This window comes from Bacillus sp. FJAT-18017, assembly GCF_001278805.1.
GTDB lineage: Bacteria > Bacillota > Bacilli > Bacillales > Cytobacillaceae > Bacillus_D.
The window spans coordinates 5,042,938-5,064,641 of record NZ_CP012602.1 but is presented as its reverse complement, the minus strand read 5'-3'; the positions used below and the strand labels follow the sequence as shown (position 1 = coordinate 5,064,641).

18 protein-coding genes and 1 pseudogene are annotated in these 21,704 nt (G+C 42.9%); 18 read left to right on the top strand and 1 reads right to left on the bottom strand.

All coding sequences use genetic code 11. From position 1 onward, the window contains the following. Positions 1-123 precede the first annotated feature (123 nt). The gene (locus tag AM500_RS23755; RefSeq protein ID WP_053601431.1) at positions 124-1,416 is read right to left on the bottom strand and encodes a NarK family nitrate/nitrite MFS transporter; all 1,293 of its coding nucleotides are present in this window, start codon (positions 1,414-1,416) and stop codon (positions 124-126) included. A gap of 308 nt (positions 1,417-1,724) precedes the next feature. On the opposite strand from AM500_RS23755, the gene AM500_RS23750 reads away from it, so the two are divergent. From AM500_RS23750 to AM500_RS23665, 18 genes and pseudogenes are all read left to right on the top strand, one after another. Further along, positions 1,725-2,492: a threonine/serine exporter family protein gene (locus AM500_RS23750; protein WP_053601430.1), complete on the top strand. Its 768-nt coding sequence runs from the start codon at positions 1,725-1,727 to the stop codon at positions 2,490-2,492. A 39-nt stretch (positions 2,493-2,531) separates the two neighbouring features. Beyond that, complete coding sequence (locus AM500_RS23745; RefSeq protein WP_053601429.1) at positions 2,532-2,990, top strand: threonine/serine exporter family protein; 459 nt, start codon at positions 2,532-2,534, stop codon at positions 2,988-2,990. Positions 2,991-3,788: 798 nt separating this feature from the next. Then, positions 3,789-4,334: pseudogene (locus tag AM500_RS26190) on the top strand (general stress protein); the annotation flags it as partial. Positions 4,335-5,486: 1,152 nt separating this feature from the next. Further along, on the top strand, positions 5,487-7,232 hold the full coding sequence (locus tag AM500_RS23735; protein ID WP_053601428.1) for an ABC transporter ATP-binding protein: 1,746 nt from the start codon (positions 5,487-5,489) through the stop codon (positions 7,230-7,232). Continuing rightward, entirely contained in the window at positions 7,213-9,024 is a 1,812-nt protein-coding gene (locus AM500_RS23730; RefSeq protein WP_053601427.1) for an ABC transporter ATP-binding protein, read from the top strand. The genes AM500_RS23735 and AM500_RS23730 overlap by 20 nt, the downstream gene beginning before the upstream one ends. A 261-nt stretch (positions 9,025-9,285) precedes the next feature. Next, a complete protein-coding gene (locus AM500_RS23725) occupies positions 9,286-10,581 on the top strand; it encodes an ATP-binding protein (RefSeq protein WP_053601426.1) in 1,296 nt (431 codons plus the stop codon). Positions 10,582-10,951: 370 nt separating this feature from the next. Next, positions 10,952-12,187, top strand: coding sequence for a two-component system sensor histidine kinase NtrB (locus AM500_RS23720; RefSeq protein ID WP_053601425.1), 1,236 nt, complete (start codon positions 10,952-10,954; stop codon positions 12,185-12,187). 176 nt (positions 12,188-12,363) lie between these two features. Further along, positions 12,364-13,542, top strand: coding sequence for an HD-GYP domain-containing protein (locus tag AM500_RS23715; RefSeq protein ID WP_053601424.1), 1,179 nt, complete (start codon positions 12,364-12,366; stop codon positions 13,540-13,542). Between the two features lie 139 nt (positions 13,543-13,681). Further along, the gene (locus AM500_RS23710; protein ID WP_053601423.1) at positions 13,682-14,908 is read left to right on the top strand and encodes a hypothetical protein; all 1,227 of its coding nucleotides are present in this window, start codon (positions 13,682-13,684) and stop codon (positions 14,906-14,908) included. Between the two features lie 281 nt (positions 14,909-15,189). After that, complete coding sequence (locus AM500_RS23705) at positions 15,190-16,272, top strand: hypothetical protein (protein WP_053601422.1); 1,083 nt, start codon at positions 15,190-15,192, stop codon at positions 16,270-16,272. Next, the gene (locus tag AM500_RS23700; RefSeq protein ID WP_053601421.1) at positions 16,259-18,472 is read left to right on the top strand and encodes a molybdopterin oxidoreductase family protein; all 2,214 of its coding nucleotides are present in this window, start codon (positions 16,259-16,261) and stop codon (positions 18,470-18,472) included. The genes AM500_RS23705 and AM500_RS23700 overlap by 14 nt, the downstream gene beginning before the upstream one ends. Beyond that, on the top strand, positions 18,469-19,032 hold the full coding sequence (locus AM500_RS23695; protein ID WP_043931274.1) for a 4Fe-4S dicluster domain-containing protein: 564 nt from the start codon (positions 18,469-18,471) through the stop codon (positions 19,030-19,032). The genes AM500_RS23700 and AM500_RS23695 overlap by 4 nt, the downstream gene beginning before the upstream one ends. 11 nt (positions 19,033-19,043) lie before the next feature. Then, entirely contained in the window at positions 19,044-19,568 is a 525-nt protein-coding gene (locus AM500_RS23690; RefSeq protein ID WP_053601420.1) for a Rieske 2Fe-2S domain-containing protein, read from the top strand. Then, entirely contained in the window at positions 19,558-19,758 is a 201-nt protein-coding gene (locus tag AM500_RS23685) for a hypothetical protein (RefSeq protein ID WP_053601419.1), read from the top strand. Before AM500_RS23690 ends, AM500_RS23685 begins: the two co-directional genes overlap by 11 nt. Continuing rightward, positions 19,755-20,072, top strand: coding sequence for a hypothetical protein (locus AM500_RS23680; protein WP_231688081.1), 318 nt, complete (start codon positions 19,755-19,757; stop codon positions 20,070-20,072). The genes AM500_RS23685 and AM500_RS23680 overlap by 4 nt, the downstream gene beginning before the upstream one ends. Further along, on the top strand, positions 20,059-20,328 hold the full coding sequence (locus AM500_RS23675; RefSeq protein ID WP_053601418.1) for a hypothetical protein: 270 nt from the start codon (positions 20,059-20,061) through the stop codon (positions 20,326-20,328). The genes AM500_RS23680 and AM500_RS23675 overlap by 14 nt, the downstream gene beginning before the upstream one ends. Positions 20,329-20,349: 21 nt before the next feature. Further along, a complete protein-coding gene (locus AM500_RS23670) occupies positions 20,350-21,009 on the top strand; it encodes a sensor histidine kinase (protein ID WP_231688080.1) in 660 nt (219 codons plus the stop codon). Between the two features lie 37 nt (positions 21,010-21,046). Next, complete coding sequence (locus AM500_RS23665) at positions 21,047-21,700, top strand: response regulator (protein ID WP_053601416.1); 654 nt, start codon at positions 21,047-21,049, stop codon at positions 21,698-21,700. The last annotated feature ends 4 nt before the right edge of the window (positions 21,701-21,704 follow it).

Sequence of the window (21,704 nt, the reverse complement as noted above, 5' to 3'; positions counted from 1 at the left end):
TCTCGGGTATATATTTCGTTACCCTAAATATAGTATCAGATATAGGTTGGAATAGAAAAAGATAGGGTTTTTTAAATACAAAAAACCCCCTCACATTTGGTGAAGGGATTTTGGCTTCCAATCTTACGCTGCCTTTTGAGCGGCAACTGCGCTCTTTCTTTGGTAATAGTACCAATTCAAGGCAAGTGATACAACATAGAACGCGATGAAGAAGTAAAAAGCTGTTGCATAAGAGCCTGTTGTTTCAACTGACCATCCGAATAATTTTGGAATGAAAAACGACCCGTAAGCTGCGAATGCAGCGGTAAAGCCAAGAACAGGAGCAGCTTCCTTAGGGATGAAAATGGCAGGAATCATTTGGAATGTTGAGCCTGAACCGATACCTGAAGCAAGGAATAGCACCAGGAATGAAGCGAGGAAACCAGAGAATTGCTTATCTGCAAGGAAATAGATTACTCCTCCTGAGCCTAGTGCCTGAAAAACCAGTACATAGGCTGTCACTTTCGCGCCACCTAGCTTGTCGGCAATCCAGCCGCCAACCGGACGGGCAGATGCCGCAAGCAATGCACCTAAAAAGGCGAGCGAAACATGCTCAGGGAACTGCGATTTCAACAACAGCGGGAACGCTGCGGCATTTCCAATGAATGAACCAAATGTTGCGACATACAAGACAGTCATAATCCATGTATGTTTGCGTTTAACAATAACAAATTGATCAGGAACCGATTGCTTCGCCGTTGGGAGGTTATCCATCCCGAAATAAGCAGCAATTGTCATGATAATGATTGGAATGACCCAGATAAAAGCAGCATTTTGTAAATATACCTTTGTACCATCTGCCATTACTTGATTGTCGCCAACAAGTGCAAAAGTACCGGAGGCGATTATAAGCGGTGTTACGAATTGGACGACGGATACCCCCATATTGCCAAGGCCGCCGTTAATTCCAAGCGCTGTTCCTTTTTCTTTTTTAGGGAAGAAAAATGAAATGTTGGCATTTGAGGATGAAAAGCTACCGCCTCCAAGTCCGCATAATGCTGCCAAAAGGAGCATGATGCTGTATGGTGTTTCAGGATTCTGGACAGCAAACCCGATACCAATCGCCGGGATGGCGAGAACGCCTGTTGAGATGACGGTCCAGTTTCTTCCTCCAATTGATCCTACCGCAAACGTATAGATAAAACGCAAAGTTGCACCCACTAATCCAGGCAATGCTGCAAGTGTAAACAATTGTTCGTTTGTGAAATGAAAACCGATATCGTTCAGCCGGACAGCCACAACTGACCAGATTTGCCAGACGATGAATGCGAGCATAAGGGATGGTACTGATATCCATAAATTACGGGTTGCGTGTTTCTTTCCTTCTTTTTTCCAGAACTGTTCATCCTCGGGATTCCAATTCGTAATTCTTGCCATGAAAATCTCCCTCCATCCAAGACGAGTTATCACTACGTCTGTATTAACAATCTTAATGATAGTCAGATATTAGCACGAAAAATGTGATTAACATCACACCAGTTTTGGAGGATTTGTGAAAACGAATGGTTGTTCATAAAGTTGTAACTTTTAGCCTTTCTGTGCGGGTGTATATAAGAATTTACAAAGTAAGGAGGGTGTGAGGGAAAATTTAAAGCGAATTTTACACGATTAGTTTTTGGAATGCGGCTAAAAGGATTATAATGGTGTGTAATCTATCTTTTTAAACGGCTTGAGAGGGAAATTATATGGAAAACCAACAGCATAAAGAAGTGTACAAAGTGATGGATCTTTGTCTTCATGCCGGGCGGATTATGCTGCAAAGCGGAGCGGAGACGTACAGGGTTGAAGATACAATGACGAGGATTGCCATGTCGTTTGGCATAAACAAATCTCATTCATATGTTACGCCCACCGGTATTTTCTTTACGGTTGAGGGCAATGAATCCGGAATAACTAAGTTGATTAGGATATCGGAGCGATCGACGGATTTGAATAAGGTGGCCCTGGTCAATTCGATTTCGAGAAGTATACATGAAGGAAAGATAAACCTTGAGCAAGCAGAGAAAGAGCTGGAGGAAATTGAAATAGTGGGGCATACTTTTCCATTATCTATTCAGGTAGCTGCTGCTTCACTGGCAAGCGGATGTTTTATGATTATGTTCAAGGGAGTCTGGTTCGACTTTTTTGCGGCAATGGCAGCCGGAGCGCTTGGCTTATTAACTGCCCATTTTCTCCATAAAATCGTGCCTATAAAGTTTTTCGGTGAATTCTCTGCATCATTCGTGATTGGACTTATTTCTCTTTTATTTGTTTCAACAGGACTGGGGCGCGAGCTGGATAAGATAATTATCGGTTCAGTTATGCCGCTCGTGCCAGGGCTGCTTTTAACGAATGCGGTGCGTGATTTAATTTCAGGACACCTCGTAGCGGGGCTGTCAAAAGGGGCCGAGGCTTTACTGACAGCCTTTGCGATAGGGGCTGGGATTGCGGTCGTCCTTATTTACTTATCTTAAAGACAGGTCAATTAATGCTACTAAAGGAGGACGGAAAATGTGGAAGTATTCGAACAGCTTATTACAAGTTTTCTAGCCACGGCTGCGTTTGGCATCCTGTTTAATGCTCCGCGTAACTCATTGATAAAATGCGGGGTGGTTGGAATGATTGGCTGGCTTATTTATTTCCTGATTGAGCTGAATACAGGGGATGCTGCCGGTGCTACATTTGCAGCAGCGTTTATAGTTGGTGTTATCAGCCATACACTTGCAAAATTCTACCGCACTCCTGTCATTGTCTTTAGCGTAGCTGGAATCATTCCGCTCGTACCAGGCGGAATATCCTATGATGCGATGCGCCATTTTGTTGAAATTGACTATTACAATGCAATGAACTTGGCGGGAAGGGCATTCCTGCTTTCCGGTGCGATTGCAATGGGGCTCGTTTTTTCCGAAGCATTGAACTTAATTCATCGACGGATTTATTTGATGAAAGCTTCGACAAGAGCAAAACCTTGATAGACCATAGTGTTATGAATGTTTAATCAAACGTTTGATTAACGAAGGTTCGATAAATAGTGACACCGATTGGCATCTGTGTAAATAGCAGGTGCTCTTTTTCTGAATAGGTGTAATGGTTCCTGCTGGTAAACACTTCAACTGCAAAACACAACCCAATTGGTTGGAAGCCCATGTCGATAATAATCCATAATAGCCTGTTACTCTTTCCTTTATAAAAGGAGAATACGGGAACCTTTTTCTTTTGGCTTGTTATAGAAATGTTGGTTAACAGAGTTGATTAGAATAAGCCTATGAAGGAAGGTAAGCCCTGAATTTAAGGAGTGTTCCCGTCTTCATAAGCTCAATGAAGGAAGGTAAGCCCTGAATTTAAGGAGTGTTCCCGTCTTCATAAGCTCAATGAAGGAAGGTAAGCCCTGTATTTAAGGAGTGTTCCCGTCTTCATAAGCTCAATGAAGGAAGGTAAGCCCTGATTTTAAGGAGTGTTCCCGTCTTCATAAGCTTGATGAAGGAAGGCAAGCCCTGATTTTAAGGAGTGTTCCCGTCTTCATAAGCTTGATGAAGGATGGTAAGCCCTGATTTAAGGATTGTTCCTGTCGTCAAAAGCTCGATGATGGACGGCGAGCCACGGAAATCAACAGAGTTGTTAACATAGCCTTTCTTTTAATAACTGGGAGATGCGCCTTAATACTTCCTATGCAAAAAGATTTGAAATGTAATTGTAATTTTATGGAGGATTAGTGGACAGGCATGTCGGGTATTTATTCTTTGTATCAACCTTTAAAGGAGGAAGATCAAATGGATAAGAGAATTGTTGGGGTTTATAACAACGGAGATGAAGCTGTACAAGCTATTGAAGAATTGAAATCACAAGGTTATGACAGGGATTCAATCTCAGTAATTGCAAAAGACAGAGACGACGTCGAAGACATACATGAAGAAACAGGTACGAAGACAGAAGAAGGCATGGCGACAGGAGCAGCTACAGGAGGAGTTCTTGGCGGACTGGCTGGGTTCCTGGCTGGTGTCGGTGCACTTGCGATTCCTGGAGTTGGGCCAATACTTGCGGCGGGGCCAATAGCGGCAACCTTGACCGGAGCGGCGGTTGGAGCGGGTGCCGGAGGTTTGGCTGGTGCACTAATTGGCATGGGTATTCCTGAGGATGAAGCGAATCGCTACGAAAGTGATGTTAAGGCCGGGAAAATCCTTGTTCTTGTAGACGAAGAAGGAAGGGGTTTTAACACAACTGACGGGTCTGTGACACGCAATAGCAATGATTGGTCAGGAAGCACGACGATGGACGACCCTGATCTGGGGACTCGTAATGAGTTCGGTACAGGCACGGTTGATGCAAACCGCGATACCCTTGGTGGAAACCTTCATTCACCCGATGATACAACCCGCAAGAACCAGGGGCCGATGAATAGTTCGGACACATCCACTAGCGGCCTTCTGCATGGCGGCGCGACAATGGGCGGCTCCAGGCAAGCAGATACAGGAGATACCGGGATGATGAACGGATTTGAAGGTGGTCTTAACACTGGTGGTTCCCTTCAAAACGATCAGCATCACGATTATGGCACAGGCGGTTCAGGGGACAACAAATTCCTTGGAAGCAACACCTCGTTGGATAATGCCGATACAGGCACATCCGACCCATCAGCGATAAACCAAAATACAGCTGGAGCTGCGTTCGGAACTGATGATAACACTATTATCGGTGGTACTGGTGGACCAGGCGGGAATTCAACCGTTGGTAAAAATGAAAGCTTAGATGTGGATTATAACAATGAGCTTAACAGTGATCCATCCTTAAATACACCGAATGCGCAACTTGGTGAAAACTATGGGGATTCGCTGGTCAGCAACGACCCATTTAGAGGAACAGACGACACCTTAAGAGAAACGAACAAAAACCGTGACAGCTTTGATGATCGCTTTAAAGGGGAAGGACGAGATTCCTCGAAGCGTTAACAATAATTAAATTGGAAAAGGCAGGGGGATTCATCCCCCTGCCTTTTATCGTATATTAGAAGCTGGCTGTTAAACGCCAGCTCTTTTTGAAGTAACTTGCAGCCTGTTGCAAGGTAATAATCTAAGTTGAGATTGTTCAATGTAAACAATCATTTGCCGCGGTTCAATATTCCACCTGGTTGTTTAAAACTCAAACGACGTAAGCCCTACCTCTCTTACATCCTTACGGCTCCGAAGCCGCGCCAGTGTGAATAAGCCCTTATAGAAAAACAAAAGCAGAATGCCAGTCTGTATTACATTGCAATCCGCACGAATTCAAGTTACTTAAAAATGACGAACAATTTATTATAATACACCCAAGTCATCGATTTGTCAAATAGAATTTTTATTAACAAATACTGCAAATCAATTTATTTATTAATAAAAGTGAAGTATGATGGAAAACAAGAATATTTAGATAATCGAAGCATTGCTAGTGCAAGGCATTGGAGTTAGACAACAGAGGATGAGGCAGGTGGAACTGTGTCAAAGATAGTTTCTTATTTAAAGCCCTACCGCTTACATATGGTGATTGCAATTTTACTTATGCTCGTCGAACTTGTCGTTGAGTTATGGCAGCCACTTCTTATGGCGAAAATTATTGATGAAGGGATTATGAAAAAGGATACAGGAGTTGTTACAACCTGGGGTTTGGTCATGCTTGGAGTATCCGCTCTCGCCTTTGGTGCGGGGATTTTGAACTCCTTTTACGCAGGGCATGCGAGCCAAAGCTATGGCTATGACCTTCGGAAGGCCCTTTTTGAAAAAGTACAATCTTTTTCTTTCTCAAATTTTGATCGCTTTTCCACTTCATCGCTCGTTACAAGAATGACGAACGATGTCACGATGATTCAAAATACTGTGTTCATGAGTCTGCGAATCATGATGAGAGCCCCTTTGCTCATTTTCGGAGGCCTGATAATGGCTCTTGTTGTTGATGTTAAGCTTGGCCTAATTCTTGCGGGGGTCACGCCGTTCCTTGTGATTTTTCTCGGATGGGCAATGACGAAAGCCCGAGGATTCTTCCTGGCGATGCAGAAAAACCTTGACCGGGTCAATTCTGTTCTTAGGGAAAACTTAACATCCATGCGCTTGATCAAAGCATTTTTACGTGGGAAACATGAGGTTGGCCGGTTTGCGGAAGCGAATGATCGATTGAGGGAAAAAACAGTATCCGCTTTTCGACTAATTGAATACACAACCCCGGTGCTTATGCTGTTTATGAATGCCGGCATCCTCGCAGTGCTCTGGTTTGGCAGTTTTGAGGTTAACGCGGGGGAGACAAAGGTTGGCGAAGTGGTCGCGATTATAAATTATGGGACGCGGATTACAGGTGCACTGGGCGTTGTCTCGATGATTGTCATGATTTTCTCCCGTGCAAGGGCATCCGTACAGAGGGTTGTTGAAGTTTTTGATACAGAAGTGGACCTGGTGGAAACGGCAGATGCAGAGAGCATTAAAGATAAAGCTTCTCAAGGCCAGGTTGAATTTGACTCGGTTTCCTTTCAATATCCTGGTACAAGTATTCCGGTCCTTGAAAATATCTCGTTTACCGCCAAAGCGGGATCGACGGTTGCGATTCTGGGAGCGACAGGTTCAGGCAAGACCTCCCTCTTTCAGCTGATTCCAAGGCTCTATGATGTGAGTGCCGGACGAATTCTGCTTGATGGGAAGGACATTCGTGATCTGAAGCTTGAAGAGCTTAGGAGGAAAATTGGCTATGTGCCTCAGGACGTCCTATTGTTCACGGGAACGGTTGCCGAGAATATCTCATGGGGTAAGGAAGGCGCAACAATGGAGGAAATTATCGAGGCTGCTGAGAGTGCACAAATTCATGAGTCGATTGGAAAATTCCCGCAGGGCTACGATTCGCGAATCGGCCAAAAAGGGGTTAATCTTTCGGGGGGACAGAAGCAGCGGATATCGATTGCGAGAGCGCTTGTACGCAAGCCGAGAATCCTGCTGCTGGATGACAGTACCAGTGCGCTTGATATGAAAACAGAATCAAAGCTGCTGAAGGCATTAAGGAACTACAAATGCACAACCTTGATTGTTACACAAAAGATATCTACGGCTGTTAATGCGGATATCATCCTTCTTTTGGAAGAAGGAAAGATAAAGGCTACCGGTGCTCATGCCGATTTGCTCCGGACTGAGCCACTATATAGAAAAATCTATGAGACACAGCAGGAAGAGGAGAAGCGAGTATATGCTGAAGGTATTAACTAAGCCGTTCATGTATCCAACGCCTGTGATTGAGACGAAGGGGCCTTCCCGAAAAAAGGCTGAAAAGGCAAAGAACTGGACAGCAACAGTCAAAAAGCTTTGGGATTATCTTTCAGTTAAAAAAGGCGGCATTATTACAGTATTGTTTCTAGTCATCCTAAGCACAGGCTTATCGCTCCTCGGCCCGGTACTAATTGGAAGGACGGTTGACCACTATATTGTCACAAAGGAAACGGAAGGGTTATTTGCTCTTTTAATAGGAATCCTTATTGTGTACGTGCTGTATTCTGCCGCAGTTTTTCTGCAAGGCTATATTATGATTGGAATAGCCCAAAATACAGTTTCCAGGTTAAGAACCGATTTGTTTACCCATTTGCACCGACTTCCGATTTCTTTTTTTGATAAACGGCAATCAGGTGAATTGATGAGCCGCGTGACTAATGATATTGAAAATGTCAGTACCACTCTCAACAGTTCGGTTATTCAGGTATTTTCAAGCATCCTTATGCTTGTTGGGACGATTTCAGTCATGCTTTGGCTTAGCCCTCTTTTGACGGTCATTTCCTTAATTATCGTTCCGCTCATGTTTATGGGGATGAAATGGATCACGAATCGCACTGGAGTGCTTTTCAAAAGCCAGCAGCGCAATCTTGGTGAGTTGAATGGATTTATTGAGGAAACCATCTCGGGGCAGAGAATTGTCAAGACATTCTCGCAGGAACAAAAGGTGATTGATGAGTTTATTGAGAAAAACGGACGCCTAAGGCAATCCGGGTTTTGGGCTCAGACATTTTCCGGTTTTATTCCGAAGCTGATGAACGTTTTGAACAACGTCAGCTTTACAATAATTGCAGCGGTTGGCGGGATTTTCGCACTTAAAGGGATGATTACAATTGGAGTCATCATTGTCTTTGCTGAATACTCCCGCCAGTTTACACGGCCGCTGAACGATCTCGCCAACCAATTTAATACGCTTCTTTCAGCAGTTGCCGGCGCTGAGCGGGTATTTGAAATCCTTGCGGAGGATCCCGAATCAACGGATGAAACAGAGGCAATTGAACTGGAAAAGGTTAAAGGTAAAGTTGAGTTTCGCGAAGTGTCATTTTCCTATGAAAAGGAAGGAAATACAGTCAGGAATATTTCTTTCCTAGCAGAAGCGGGCCAGATGGTAGCGCTCGTTGGGCCAACGGGTGCAGGGAAATCGACGATTATTAATTTATTGTCCCGGTTTTATGATCCGGACAATGGGATGATTCTTATTGACGGGCACAATACCGCCCTTGTAAAAAGGAAGAGCCTGAGGAGCCATATGGGCTTCGTACTCCAGGATTCCTTCCTTTTTGAAGGCCCGATTTTGGAAAATATCCGCTACGGCAGGCTGGATGCCGCTGATGATGAGGTCATTGCAGCGGCAAAGGCTGCCAATGCCCATTCGTTTATTATGAAAATGCCAGAGGAATATAACACTCATCTTAAACAGGACGGCAGCGGTATATCGCAGGGACAGAAACAGCTCCTATCCATAGCGAGGGCAATCCTTGCAAATCCGACTATCCTAATTCTAGATGAAGCGACCAGCTCGATTGACACAATAACCGAGCTAACAATTCAGGAAGCACTAGGCAGGCTAATGGCAGGGAGAACAAGCTTCGTAATTGCTCATCGCCTGAATACGATTCGTAACGCAGATAAGATTCTTGTTCTAAATAATGGCGAAATTGCAGAACAAGGGAGCCACGAATCTCTTTTAAAGCAAAAGGGCTATTATTATGAATTGCAAAATAATAAAAGTTGATGGATTGCCGGGAGGTTCCTGGCAATTTTTTTTGCCTATAGCTAGTAAGGGGAGTCCTGCTAGGGAATGAGATGAGCTAAATAGTCTATGGATCCATTTTCGGACAAAGATAGACGTAGAGAGGAAGAACAGTGTCGTTTTTTGAAGGATATAGCTGTTAATTGTCGTACGAAACACGTGTGCAAACGGTTCGAAGACGTGGGGTTATGTCGTAAAATAATAATAGGGGAAGGAAACTATCGAAAGAGATTAGGTGCATGAATGATTGCAGAAAAATTGCTGCTCCACATATTAATAATATTCGCACCTGTTTTTCTTTTCAGCATCATGACCGACGGATGTAAAATAAAGAAAAATAATTTGGTTTTCACGTTGCTCCAGTGCGGTGCGGCATTTTTAAGTATCGCCTTTTCAAATTACTCACATGGTCTTTATTGGGATTTGAGGTTTGTACCGTTAGTCCTGACTACTTTATATGCAGGCCCTATTCCTGGATCTGCTGTGTTATTTGTTATTTTGATTACAAGAGGCTTTATTGGGGGTGATTGGGCTATCTACGCCTATATAGGGAGTATGTGCGTAATGATAGTGCCAATCCTGTTTTCGCGAAAGTTTTGGATGTTAAAACCCGAACGCCGAGTAAAGTTCTCTATACTAATAGGTGTATGTTCAACAACGGCTGCGTTTATAGCCTTTGTTTTATTCGATGGGTTGGTAATGGGAAGCTTTGATACCGGGCATCTCTACAGGGAACTTTTAATAGGCGCTTTGTTCCATGTCCTGGCATTGGCAGTTGCAGCCCGATTAATCGAGGAAATAATAGAAAGACAGCAAATGAGAGAAGAGATAATCCGCACAGAGAAACTGAATACAATGGCCGACCTCGCTGGATCTTTTGCCCATGAGGTAAGAAATCCTTTGACTGTTGTGAAGGGGTTTATCCAGCTTATGCATAAAGAGGCTGATGGGAAAGATCGTGATTACCTTACACTTACGTTAAGTGAAGTGGGCCGGGCGGAAATGATTATTAGTAACTACCTGAGTTTCGCAAAGCCTGAATTTAATAAAATCGAGGAATTCAATTATAAAAAATTGCTGGAGGAGATTATTGTCCTGCTAGAACCGCTGGCCGCAAAAGAGGGTGTCATAATTGAAGGGAAACTTTCAGTCAACGAATTATACTATGCCACTGACCGTAGCCAGGTGAAACAGGCCATCGTCAATCTTGTGAAAAATGCAATTGAAGCTACCCCCCAGGGAGGGAAGGTAATTCTTTCACTCGATTTGGAGGATGGCCAGGCGAGAATAGGCATCCGTGATAACGGCCGGGGAATGACTGAGGAACAGCTTTCCAGAATCGGCACTCTCTTTTACACAACGAAAGACAGAGGAACAGGCCTTGGAACAACAGTAGCAATAGGCATCATACAAGCAATGAAAGGGAACATACAGTTTAAAAGTGAAGAGGGAAGGGGCACGGAAGTAATGCTTAAGCTTCCGGTCAAGAAAACGGTCCTTGTTCCCGAAACGAAAAGGCTAAGCATACTTAAAGGATGAGGGAAGAGGTTTCTGCAAATGGATGCAGAGCCTTTTTTATTTTAAAGAATATGAAATTGGAGAGCGAGCCTGTGAGATCGATGAAAACACAAAATATCATTCGGGAGCCTCTTATTAGGAAATCTTCCTCCCGATAGAAAAAATAGGACAAGGAAAAGGTAATGGTCAATAAAACTCTGTTTACCCGATTCCCTTATTGGCTGGTCGAATCTTTTTTTTGAAAGTGTGACTTTTTATATCCGTAAACGTCTAACTAAATGTTGGGAAAATGTCGAATGAACACGATTTTTGTAAAACATTCATAGTATATTATTTAAAAGATGATAAAATAAGATGGAATAATATTCATTTGTTCAAGGAGAAAATTGATATGCCTCTTACAGCCAATGCGCTAGGTAGAATTGATAAAGAAGAAATTAAAGCCCTCAAACTCTCAATTTGGCTTTTTTATATCATTTTTATAGGATATGATGCTTTTTACTTTTTAATCTATATTCCTATGCAAAAGGTTGAATTGGGTGCATCACTTAATGATGGATTAGGACTTTGGTACCATTTGATCGGACTGTTGTTACTGCCAATCTGTTTTGGTCTCTATAAAAAAAGCAAGTTATATACAATTAAATATTTTTTCTTTATAACTTATAATCTGCTAGATATGATTAACAATCTATTAATCTATTACAACACGAATGAGTCGTTTCGTGCTGGCAACTTTACAGAAGTTGTGTTTATCTTTTTTGCACCAATATTTATTAATAAAATCTATTATTGGACAGTTACAATAGGCATTATGGTCAAATACCTGATAACCGGTCTTGCTTTACAAACAACCGATGTCCTACTGCCGTTAATTTTACTTCTTCTCATCTCTGTTATTTCGTATATCATTTTAACTCGTATAAATTCGTATATTAATGCTCTAATTGCCATTAATGATGAGATGAATCAGAAAGAGAAATTAATAAATCTCGGGCAAATGGCAACGGGGATTGCCCATGAAATTCGAAATCCGCTTACTTCTTTAAAGGGATTCATTCAGTTACAGCAAGAATCCCCTTTGAGTAAAAGTGATTACACTCCAATTATGAAACAAGAAGTTGATCGTATTGGAACAATTGTCGATGACTTAATGATTCTTGGAAAGCCGAAACGCGAAATTAATACCCAGGTCAATTTGGTGGAAATTGTTGATTATGCAATTTCAATCTGTGAGCAAATTGCAATTGGAACAAACATTAAGTTGATTAAGGAATACGAGCCCTTGCCTATAAACATTAAGGGCGATGAGAAACAATTAAAGCAACTTGTGATTAATCTGGTGAAGAATGCAGTAGAGTCGATGGTGGAAACTGGAGAAGTACGGATTCAGATTAGTGCGGACAGTAAGGATAGAGTTGTACTTACCGTTACTGACCATGGCTGCGGAATCCCGCAGGAACATTTAGAAAAGTTGTTTATTCCGTTTTTTACAACTAAAGCAGATGGTACTGGACTTGGTTTAATGGTAACAAACCAAATTGTCCTTGATCATAATGGGGAAATCAAGATTCATAGTGAAGTGGGTAAGGGAACTACCATTAATATTTTTCTGCCAAAGGAGTAATTTGTAGTTAATTGGTGGAAAATCAACTTATTTTCCTCTCGATATACATATTTTGATTTGATTGACCTATATTTTAGAGTCGAAATTGATTTATAATGTAAGAGGGAGTCTTAATTTTTGGCAAAAACTCTAAAGATTAACATCTAGACAATCCGATTAAGCGACGAGGTATGGCAATGCAAAAACATATAAACAGAAGTATTTTAAACGAGGAAGAGCGATCACTAAAATGGTTTATAGCCCTATTTTATATAATTTCCTTAGGGTTCGACTTGTTTTATGACATTTTTATGCCGGAAATGGGAAGTGACTATGAGATAGATGATGTGATGGGATATACGATTTACATCTTTCTATTTATGCTCATTCCGGTAGCATGGTATCTTTTCAGGACAGGACGGTCCTACTCTGTTAAGTATCTATATTTTATAACATATACATTGCTAACACTATTTAATGATATCTTAACTTTTGTTGGGAGCGATGAAAATTTAAGAAGTGGGAATCCTGTAGAAATTTTTTGGCTACTCCTGGCTCCTATTTTTGTCAGCACTCCTTTCTTTTTTACTGTATTACTTGGATTCATTGCAAAATATTTAATTCTTGGAGCTATGCTTAAATCAGCTTATGCCCTTTTTGGGCTTCTGATGGTTGGCGTTCTTTCGATATTCTCCTTTATTATCATGAGCAGATTCCAGGCATATGTGAACGCTGTAAAGTCCTCCTATGACCTCCAGTTAATCGGAATAGTCAAGGGTGTAATCTCAACACTTGAATTAAAGGATCCCTATACGAGGGGCCATAGCGAAAGGGTAGCTATTTATGCCCAAATTCTTGCAAAAGAAACTGGGAAGTTTTCCAAAGAGGAATTAAAAACCTTTAATTATGCTTGTCTTTTGCATGATATTGGAAAAGTTCAAATTCCTGACAATATTCTTATGAAACCAACTGCCCTAACAAGAGAAGAATATGAAATAATAAAGTCTCATCCAGCCGTAGGAGAAAAAGCTGTCGCAAATGTTGAGGGACTAAGTTCTAGCATTTCTGTTATACGATCCCACCATGAAAGATGGGATGGCAAAGGATATCCTGATCAATTAAAAGGTGAAGAAATACCTTACCTAGCCCGAATTTCTTCAATTGCAGACGCATTTGATGCTATGACAAGTTCGAGGTCTTACCGGGCTGCACTATCAACGGATGAAGCTTATACCAGAATTCTTCAGGGGAGTGGTTCACAGTTTGATCCACAATTGGTAGAGGTATTTAAAGTAGTATATCCTTTATGGACACAAGTTCATAAAGAATGGAATAGTAAACCAATAGGTCAATTTTCAAACTTTAATATAGGTTAGAAAAGGGGGGTGGAAAAATGAAAATTCGTAAGCTTAAAAAAGTAAAAGCAACTGCAATTCCTTGCTGGTGGTGCTGGTGGTTGGGTGGTGCGTAATTAATTATGCATCTCAATCATTATAGGCTGGTGAAAATAAGCAGATGAAAATAACATATTTATCAAAGTTGACATTGGTTCCACATGTTATTCGGAGTGATAAGAAGAATTATATAGTAGAGGATTTAAATTCCGGGGACTTTTATGAAATGCCTCTTCCGGCAATTGACGCTATAGGTAAAATTAATCGAGGGGTTGACTTGGAGACCATTCAAGTTGAGCTTGAAGCATTGTATCCAGAAGAAGAGATTGATATCCTTGACTTTACCCATCAACTTATAGAGTTGGAACTGGTAAGCAAAATTGACGGACAGGATGTTATCAAACATAAAGAAAAATCTTTAGCTTCTCAAGGCTTCTTGTGGATTCCTCCCAACCTTGGGAAGCTTTTTTTTAATAAGATCAGTTTTTCTATTTATGTACTTTTGTTTTTGTTAAACCTAGGTCTTTTTATCATGTTTCCTGAATTATTCCCAAGTTACACCGATTATTTCGTATTTGAATGGATGGCTCTGGATATTCTTCTATGGATGGGAATCGGTACAGTTCTATTAGTTATCCATGAACTAGGCCATATTTTATCCATTCGCTCCAAAGGGTTGCCTGCAAAGTTAAGCCTTAGTCATAGACTAGTGTTTATCGTTTTGGAAACAGACCTGACTGCAGCATGGAAATTACCATCGAGAAGCAGGAATGTTCTGTATCTAGGAGGTTTGGCTTTGGATATGGTGATTCTGGCAGCTGCTTTATCTGTTCAGATAGTTTACCCTGAGAGTCCTGCACTTTTATTATCCATTGCTAAAATCGTAGTGATCGACATTTTTATCCGATTTGTTTTTCAGTGTGGCATATATATGAAAACGGATCTGTATTTTGTGCTTGAGAATGTAACTGGCAGCTATAATTTAATGGAAAATGCCAATTACCTTTTAAGAAATTTGTTTAGTAAGAAAGATCGGAACATAGGTGAAGTATCATATAAAGAGGAAAAATGGACAATTGCAACGTACAGCATCTTTTATTTTCTTGGTGTCTGCTTGACTGTGGCGATTTTTGTCTTCTATTCTCTGCCTCAAATGACATATGTCATGGAAGAGGCTGTACAAAGATTAAGTAATCCAATCCTTTCTAAACCTTTTATAGATGGGATGCTCATTATCCTTGAAACGGTCATTGGTGGTGGAATCCTTGTTTTTTCATGGTCAAGGAAGTACAGTGGAACAGGGACACGTCGGCAGGATAATGAAAGCTGCTTGAAAACCAGTGAATGAAATCAATATCATAAAAGTAAGAAAAGCAGTTCCGGAAATTTGCCCATAGCGGCAAATGACTGGAAGCTGCTTTTTTTGTACTATTCAAGATTCTCAATATGAATGACTTCTTTACTTTTTGAACGATTTTGATGTGTTTGTGTCTAAAGTTTGTCAAATCGAGCTGAACTAGGGGGATTTTCCCCAAAGGATAGGGGAAATCCCTGATACAGGAAGGGAGAGGTTTTTCCTTACAATAAAACTATCATATAAGAGAGTGTTATTTCGAGGAGGAATTCTCAATGCAGGCAAATCTTGAAACGGCAAAAAAGCCAGGTAAATCGGTAAGCGATGCGTTCGCATCACATTTTGCCAAGTCCATGTTCTTAACAATTAGTGGAATCGTTATTCTTTCATTTATTGCAACCCGGATGTTCACCCATGTTGACTTGAACCTTTATGGATATATGGTAGGCACAATTGTTTTTCTGGGAGGCTTTTTTTACCGGTTTATCTCCTGGGGAGAGCGCCCGCCTACTAAGGTTTTTATTAAAAAAGGGTTAAAGCTCATATTCAAGAAATCAACTCCTAAAACAGCGACAGAACAGCTGGTTACATATCGGTTCATCTGGAACCGCGGTCTGTACCGCTGGACACAGCACATCATGATGGGCTGGGGCTGCGTGCTCGCGCTTATGGTTACATTCCCGCTTGTGTTTGGCTGGATGTACTTCACGATGGCAGACAATGGTATGTACACAATCGTTTTTATGGGAATTAACTTAATGACAGTACCTGCTGACGGCTTTATCGCTTTCTTGTCTTATAATGCATTGAATATCTCCGCGATCATGGTTATTACAGGTGTTTGTATGGCGCTGTATCGCCGTTTGAAAAATATGCAGGCTAGGGCAGAGCAGACATTCATGTATGATTTCATGCCGCTTTATCTGCTGCTTTTGGTCTCGATAACTGGGCTGGCTCTGACATTCATCAATGTCTTTCTGCACGGTTTTGGTCACCAGGCGATGTCCCTGATTCATCAGTATTCAGTTATTATTACGCTGATTTATATGCCATTTGGAAAATTGGCGCATATCCCATTCCGCCCTATGAGTGTTCTGGCGAGAAACTACCGTGAACATTACAGTGAACAGGCGATGAAGGAATGCAAGGTGTGCGGAACAGAATTTGTTTCAGTTGAGCAATCCAACGATGTTATCGATGTTCTCGGAGTAAACAAAATAGAATTTGCGTCCCAGGAAGGCTATCACCTCGCCGAGCTATGCCTGCCTTGCCGCCGCAAATACCGGATCGCACAATTCTCAGGAATTGCAACACACCAAGTGAAAGTCAAGGAGGCCAACCAGAATGCAAAAGGTTGAGTTCAGGAACGAACGCGATAAATATTTCAAAGAAGTAGAAAATGTCATTCATCCAAATGAAACCCTCGTACCGACACATTGCAGCTACTGTGCGATGCAGTGCGGGATGAATCTTCGCGTTAATACTGCAACGAATAAGATTATCGGGGTTGAACCTCGCTACGACTGGCCGGTCACACTTGGAAAAATGTGCCCGAAAGGTGTAACCGCATACCAGCAGGTTAACCACCAAGACCGGATTCTAAAGCCGCTTATCCGTGATGATAAATCCTTGAAGGGTACAAAAGAAGGGTTCCGGGAAGCGACATGGAATGAAGCGTATGACCTGATTGTTACTAACTTTAAGAAGCTTCAGGCGGACTATGGTAAAGACAGCGTATCTGTTTACGGTGGCGTGTCGATGACGAATGAAAAGTGCTACCTGACAGGGAAATTTGCCCGTGTCGGCCTGCAGACCAGATATATTGATTATAATGGCCGCTTTTGTATGTCAAGCGCGGCTGGCGGCTTGAATCGTTCTTTGGGAATCGACCGCGGCTCCACTGTACCTTGGACTGATGTCCACGAAACTGACCTATTGTTTATCGCTGGAAGCAACACAGCTGAATGCCATCCGACTTCCATGTTTCGTGTCTGGAATGTTCAAGAGCGCGGCGGCTACTTGATCATTGCCGACCCGAGGGAAACGCCAATTGCAAGACGGGCAGATGTACATCTTGATTTAAGGCCTGGAACCGACCTTGCCCTTGCAAATGGGATAGTAAATCTGCTCATCCAAAATGGCTATGCTGATATTGGTTTTGTAAATAACCATACGAATGGTTTTGAAGAGCTTAAAGAACTTTTAAAAGAGTTCACTCCAGAATATACAAGTGCGATAACGGGTGTTGCACCGGAGAAAATCATTAAGGCAGCTGAGCTGTTCGGGAAAGCACCCAATGCGATTGTCATGTTCGCACGCGGCATTGAGCAGCAGAAAAAAGGTGTAGATAACGTATCCGCTTATGTAAATATGTCGCTGGTTACTGGTAAAATTGGCCGGCCTAAAGCCGGGGTTGCCACAATTACCGGTCAAGGCAACGGACAGGGCGGCCGCGAGCATGGCCAAAAGGCTGACGCACTTCCTGGCTACCGGAAGCTTGCATACCCGGAACACGTTCGTGAAGTAGCTGAGGTATGGGGAATCCAGCCTGAGGAAATGCCGTTACCAGGTGTATCCGCATATGAAATGTTCGGGCTGATGGAACAAAAGACAATTCGTGCCTTGTATCTGCTCTGCTCAAATCCAGCGGTATCGGCACCAAATCTGAACTATGTAAGAGAACAAATGAAGAATCTTGATTTCATGGTCTGTGTTGATTTCTACATGTCTGAATCAGCCGAATTTGCGGATGTTATCCTGCCAACTACTACTTGGGCCGAGGATGAAGGAACAACAACGAATGTAGAAGGACGGATCATTAAAATCAACCAGGCCCAGAAACCGCTTGGCGAATCTAAACCGGATTGGAAAATACAGGTTGAAATTGCAGAACGGATGGGCCGTGGCAAATACTTCTCTCATTTAAAAACGCCTCTGGATATCTTTAATGAGCTGCGCCGTGCTTCAAAAGGCGGAATAGCGGATTATTCCGGTGTTACATGGGAAAAGATTGATAAACAGGACGGCGTCTTCTGGCCTTGCAAGAGCGAAGACGATCCAGGAACACCCCATTTGTTCCTCGACAAGAAGTTTTATCATCCAGATGGTAAAGCAAAGCTATTCGCGCTTCCCTATACACCACCCGCAGAGGAGCCAGATGATGAGTTCCCGCTTCGCCTGACAACTGGCAGGGTGGTCTATCATTATCTATCAGGCAATCAGACTCGCAGAATTCAATTCTTGCATGATATGTGTCCGGAGCCTTTTGTAGAGGTTCATCCGGAAACTGCGGAAAAGTACGGTATTGAGCACGAAGAAAGAGTGCGCCTGTATACACGCCGCGGTGAAGCGGAGTATCCGGTGAAAATTACCGAAGCCATCAGGAAAGATACAGTATTTGTTCCGTATTCATGGGGACATGAGAAGTCAATTAACCTGCTGACTATACCGGCACTCGACCCAATCAGCCGGATGCCTGAATTCAAGGCATGCGCTGCCCAGATTGAAAAAGTCGAAGCACAAAACGAAAAATGCTTATTGAAGAAGGTGCAATCATGAACAAGAGGTTGTATATAGAACTCGAAAACTGTATAGGATGCCGCTCATGTCTGGCTGCCTGCACACAGTGCGGCGGGCATGAGGAACGGAACAGGAACTACGTTTATGACGTAAATCCGCTTGTTAACCGGCAAACCATGCCTCTGATGTGCCTTCACTGTGAGAACCCGGCATGTGCGAGAAGCTGTCCTGCCCAGGCAATTCAGATTCATGAAACAGGCGCCGTTCTATCAGCGCTTGTTGAAAAGTGCATTGGCTGCCAAAACTGTACGATTGCCTGCCCATACGGTATTCCTAAGTTTGATACCGAGCAAAACTTAATGTATAAATGCGATCTATGTATCGACCGCTCGAAGGATGGCATCCCGCCAATGTGTGCGAGCGTCTGCCCGACAAATACTCTGCAATGGCTGACAGATGAAGAGATTGATGCAAAAAGAGAGCAATTCAATCTGGATAACGGCGGCAAGTGGGTAACAAGCCTTCCATATCTGGAGGGAGAAACAAATGTTAAAGTCAACCTGCCGGGTATCCTGCAGGGTGTAACGAAACTGTTTTAGGAGGGATTGGCATGTCAGAGAAAAATAATAAAATCCCGTTCGAAGAAGATAACTATACCCATAATATTAACCGCAACAACGAGCGGAAGCTGGACCGCCGCGGCTTTATGAAGACTCTTGTCGGAGCGGCGGGCGTTTTCGCAGTTTCCTCCCTGCCGTGGGGAGTAATGGCTGCAAAGGAATTGGCTGGGCTTGGGGAAAAGGAATACCCTCGCCAAAAAATTGCCAGCCTGGATTCAGTCGCTATTGGCGATGCTGTTGAATTCCATTATCCCGGTGAACATGACAGTGCAATCATGATCAGGCTTTCGGAGAAAAAATTTGTAGCTTATCAGAATGCATGTACACATCTTCGCTGCCCGGTATTCTGGGATAAGAAAGAAAATGATTTGCTCTGCCCATGCCACCATGGCAAGTTTGATGTCGAAACCGGTGCACCGACAGCAGGCCCGCCTAGAAGGCCGCTTCCGGAGATATTTGTGAAGGTCGATAAAGGTGGCATTTATGCAACAGGGGTGAAACGCTATGAAGCCTAGCAAAGTGAATTTCTTCATCCTTTGTGCTATTTTAATGCTGAACATTATTTGCACCCACTTCATGATCCAGCAGTACTTTTTCGAGAATTATGCCACCTCTTTAATCTTTGGGACATTGAATGTTCTGCTGTTCCCGGTTGCTTTTTATGTGTATAAACGGGACCGCAGGCTGGAGCGTGAAGGGAAATGATGAACAGCGAAACGTACATCGACTTCATTTTTGCGAGAAAACAAGAAGGCGGAGGGTTTACTCCTAAAATTGATTCATTGCTAAAGGAGCTTTTCCCTGGCAAACGGCTTTCCTGGTATCTTGAGGAGAAGGTATCTGAAGGTGCGGATGTCGTCATAGCTGAAATCAAGGGAATGAGCCCGTTCCAGAGCGAGGACGAAGCGATTGAGTTCATAGAAACTAATGCTCATAATGTTTTCTGGGAGTACCTGCAGGGTTATAAGATTTTCATCTACCCGAACAAGAGAGGGTGCAATAGCTGTGGAACCCACTAAGCTAAAAGAATTAAAACGTTTTGAGGGGCAGAATGTCGAGCTTGCCATAAAGGATTCAGAAGGCGAGCAAGCCCCTGCAATCCGAAAGACGATTAAATATGTATTAATGTGTCCGGATGGCACTCATGTCCGGTTTTATTTTGACACAAATAAGTTCCTTGCCATCCCTCTCTCAAGTGAGTTTGGAGGCAGCGAGGATGAGCTGACAGCTTATGATGCTGATAGCTCTCTATTTTATTTAGTCAAAAAGGTATAAATGCAACAATTAGGAGGAAGCATGATGGAGCTTTTAACTGGAAGCAAGGAAATCAGCTCGTATATCATTCAGGCGCAGGAGGCAGAGCTTAAGCGGATCGCTCTGGACCTTCATGAAGGCGTCGGACAAAACCTATATAGTGTTTTCAATGGTCTGCAGCTGATCCAAAATGCTGTCCAGGAACCATCGATGAAGGCGTATGTGAAGGAAATGGCCCAGCTAATGGAAAAAACCATCCAGGAAATCCGGCTGCTGTCCGTTGAACTGCATCCTCCGACATTGGGTACACTGGGCCTTGTCCCGGCAATTAAAAGCTACATCAAACTCTATACATCCACATTTGGAATCCTCGTCAATATAGTCACAGAAGGGGAGGAAAAGCCAATCTCGGAAAAAGGCAGGATTGCCGTTTTTCGTGTCTGTCAGGAAGCCCTTGCTAACATTGCCCAATACGCGGACACCAGCCAGGTGGAACTGAGGGTGAACTGGAAAGCTGAGGAGCTTCGAGTTGAGATTCTCGATTTTGGCAAAGGTTTTGAGCTTGCGGGGGATGTGGACTCGGCCAAGACATCCGGCCTCGCTGCAATGAAGGAAAGGATGCTTCTGGCTGGCGGTGACTGTACGATATCCTCTACAATAGGGGAAGGTACAAGGATAGAATTGACCTTGCCTATTTTCTAAAGCAGCATATCGTTTAAGAGATAAAGGGGAGTTTGTCTTGATAAAAATCCTGCTAGTAGATGACCATGCTGTTGTAAGAATGGGGCTTTCTATGCTTCTGAATTCTCATCCCGATATGACAGTAGTCGGGGAAGCGTCCGAAGGGAATGAAGGAATCCGGAAAGCGATGGACCTCAAACCCCATGTTATTATTATGGACCTCAGTATGCCTCATGGCAAAGACGGCCTATCAGCGACAACCGAGCTAAAGAAGCTGATGCCAGAGGTAAACATTCTGGTTCTGACCATGCATGATGATGAGGAGTACTTGTTTAGGGCGATTCAGGCCGGAGCATCGGGCTGTATTTTAAAGAGTGCACCCCATGATGAACTGCAGGGTGCAATACAATCCGTTGCGAATGGAGAGGCATATCTCCATCCTGCCGCAACAAAACGGCTGATGGAAGAATATATGGGTGCCGTTAAGCAGGGAAGTACAGATACATTGAATTTATTGTCCGACCGGGAAAAAGAAGTACTAACTCTCATTGCCAAAGGATTTTCTAATAAGGAAATTGCCGAGCAGCTTGTGATCTCTGTCAAAACAGTTGAAACCCATAAAGGAAAAGTCATGGAGAAGTTAAGCTTAAAAACCAGGCCTGAACTTGTTCAGTATGCAATAAAAAAAGGGCTGTTGGGATACGGACTGTGAGAGG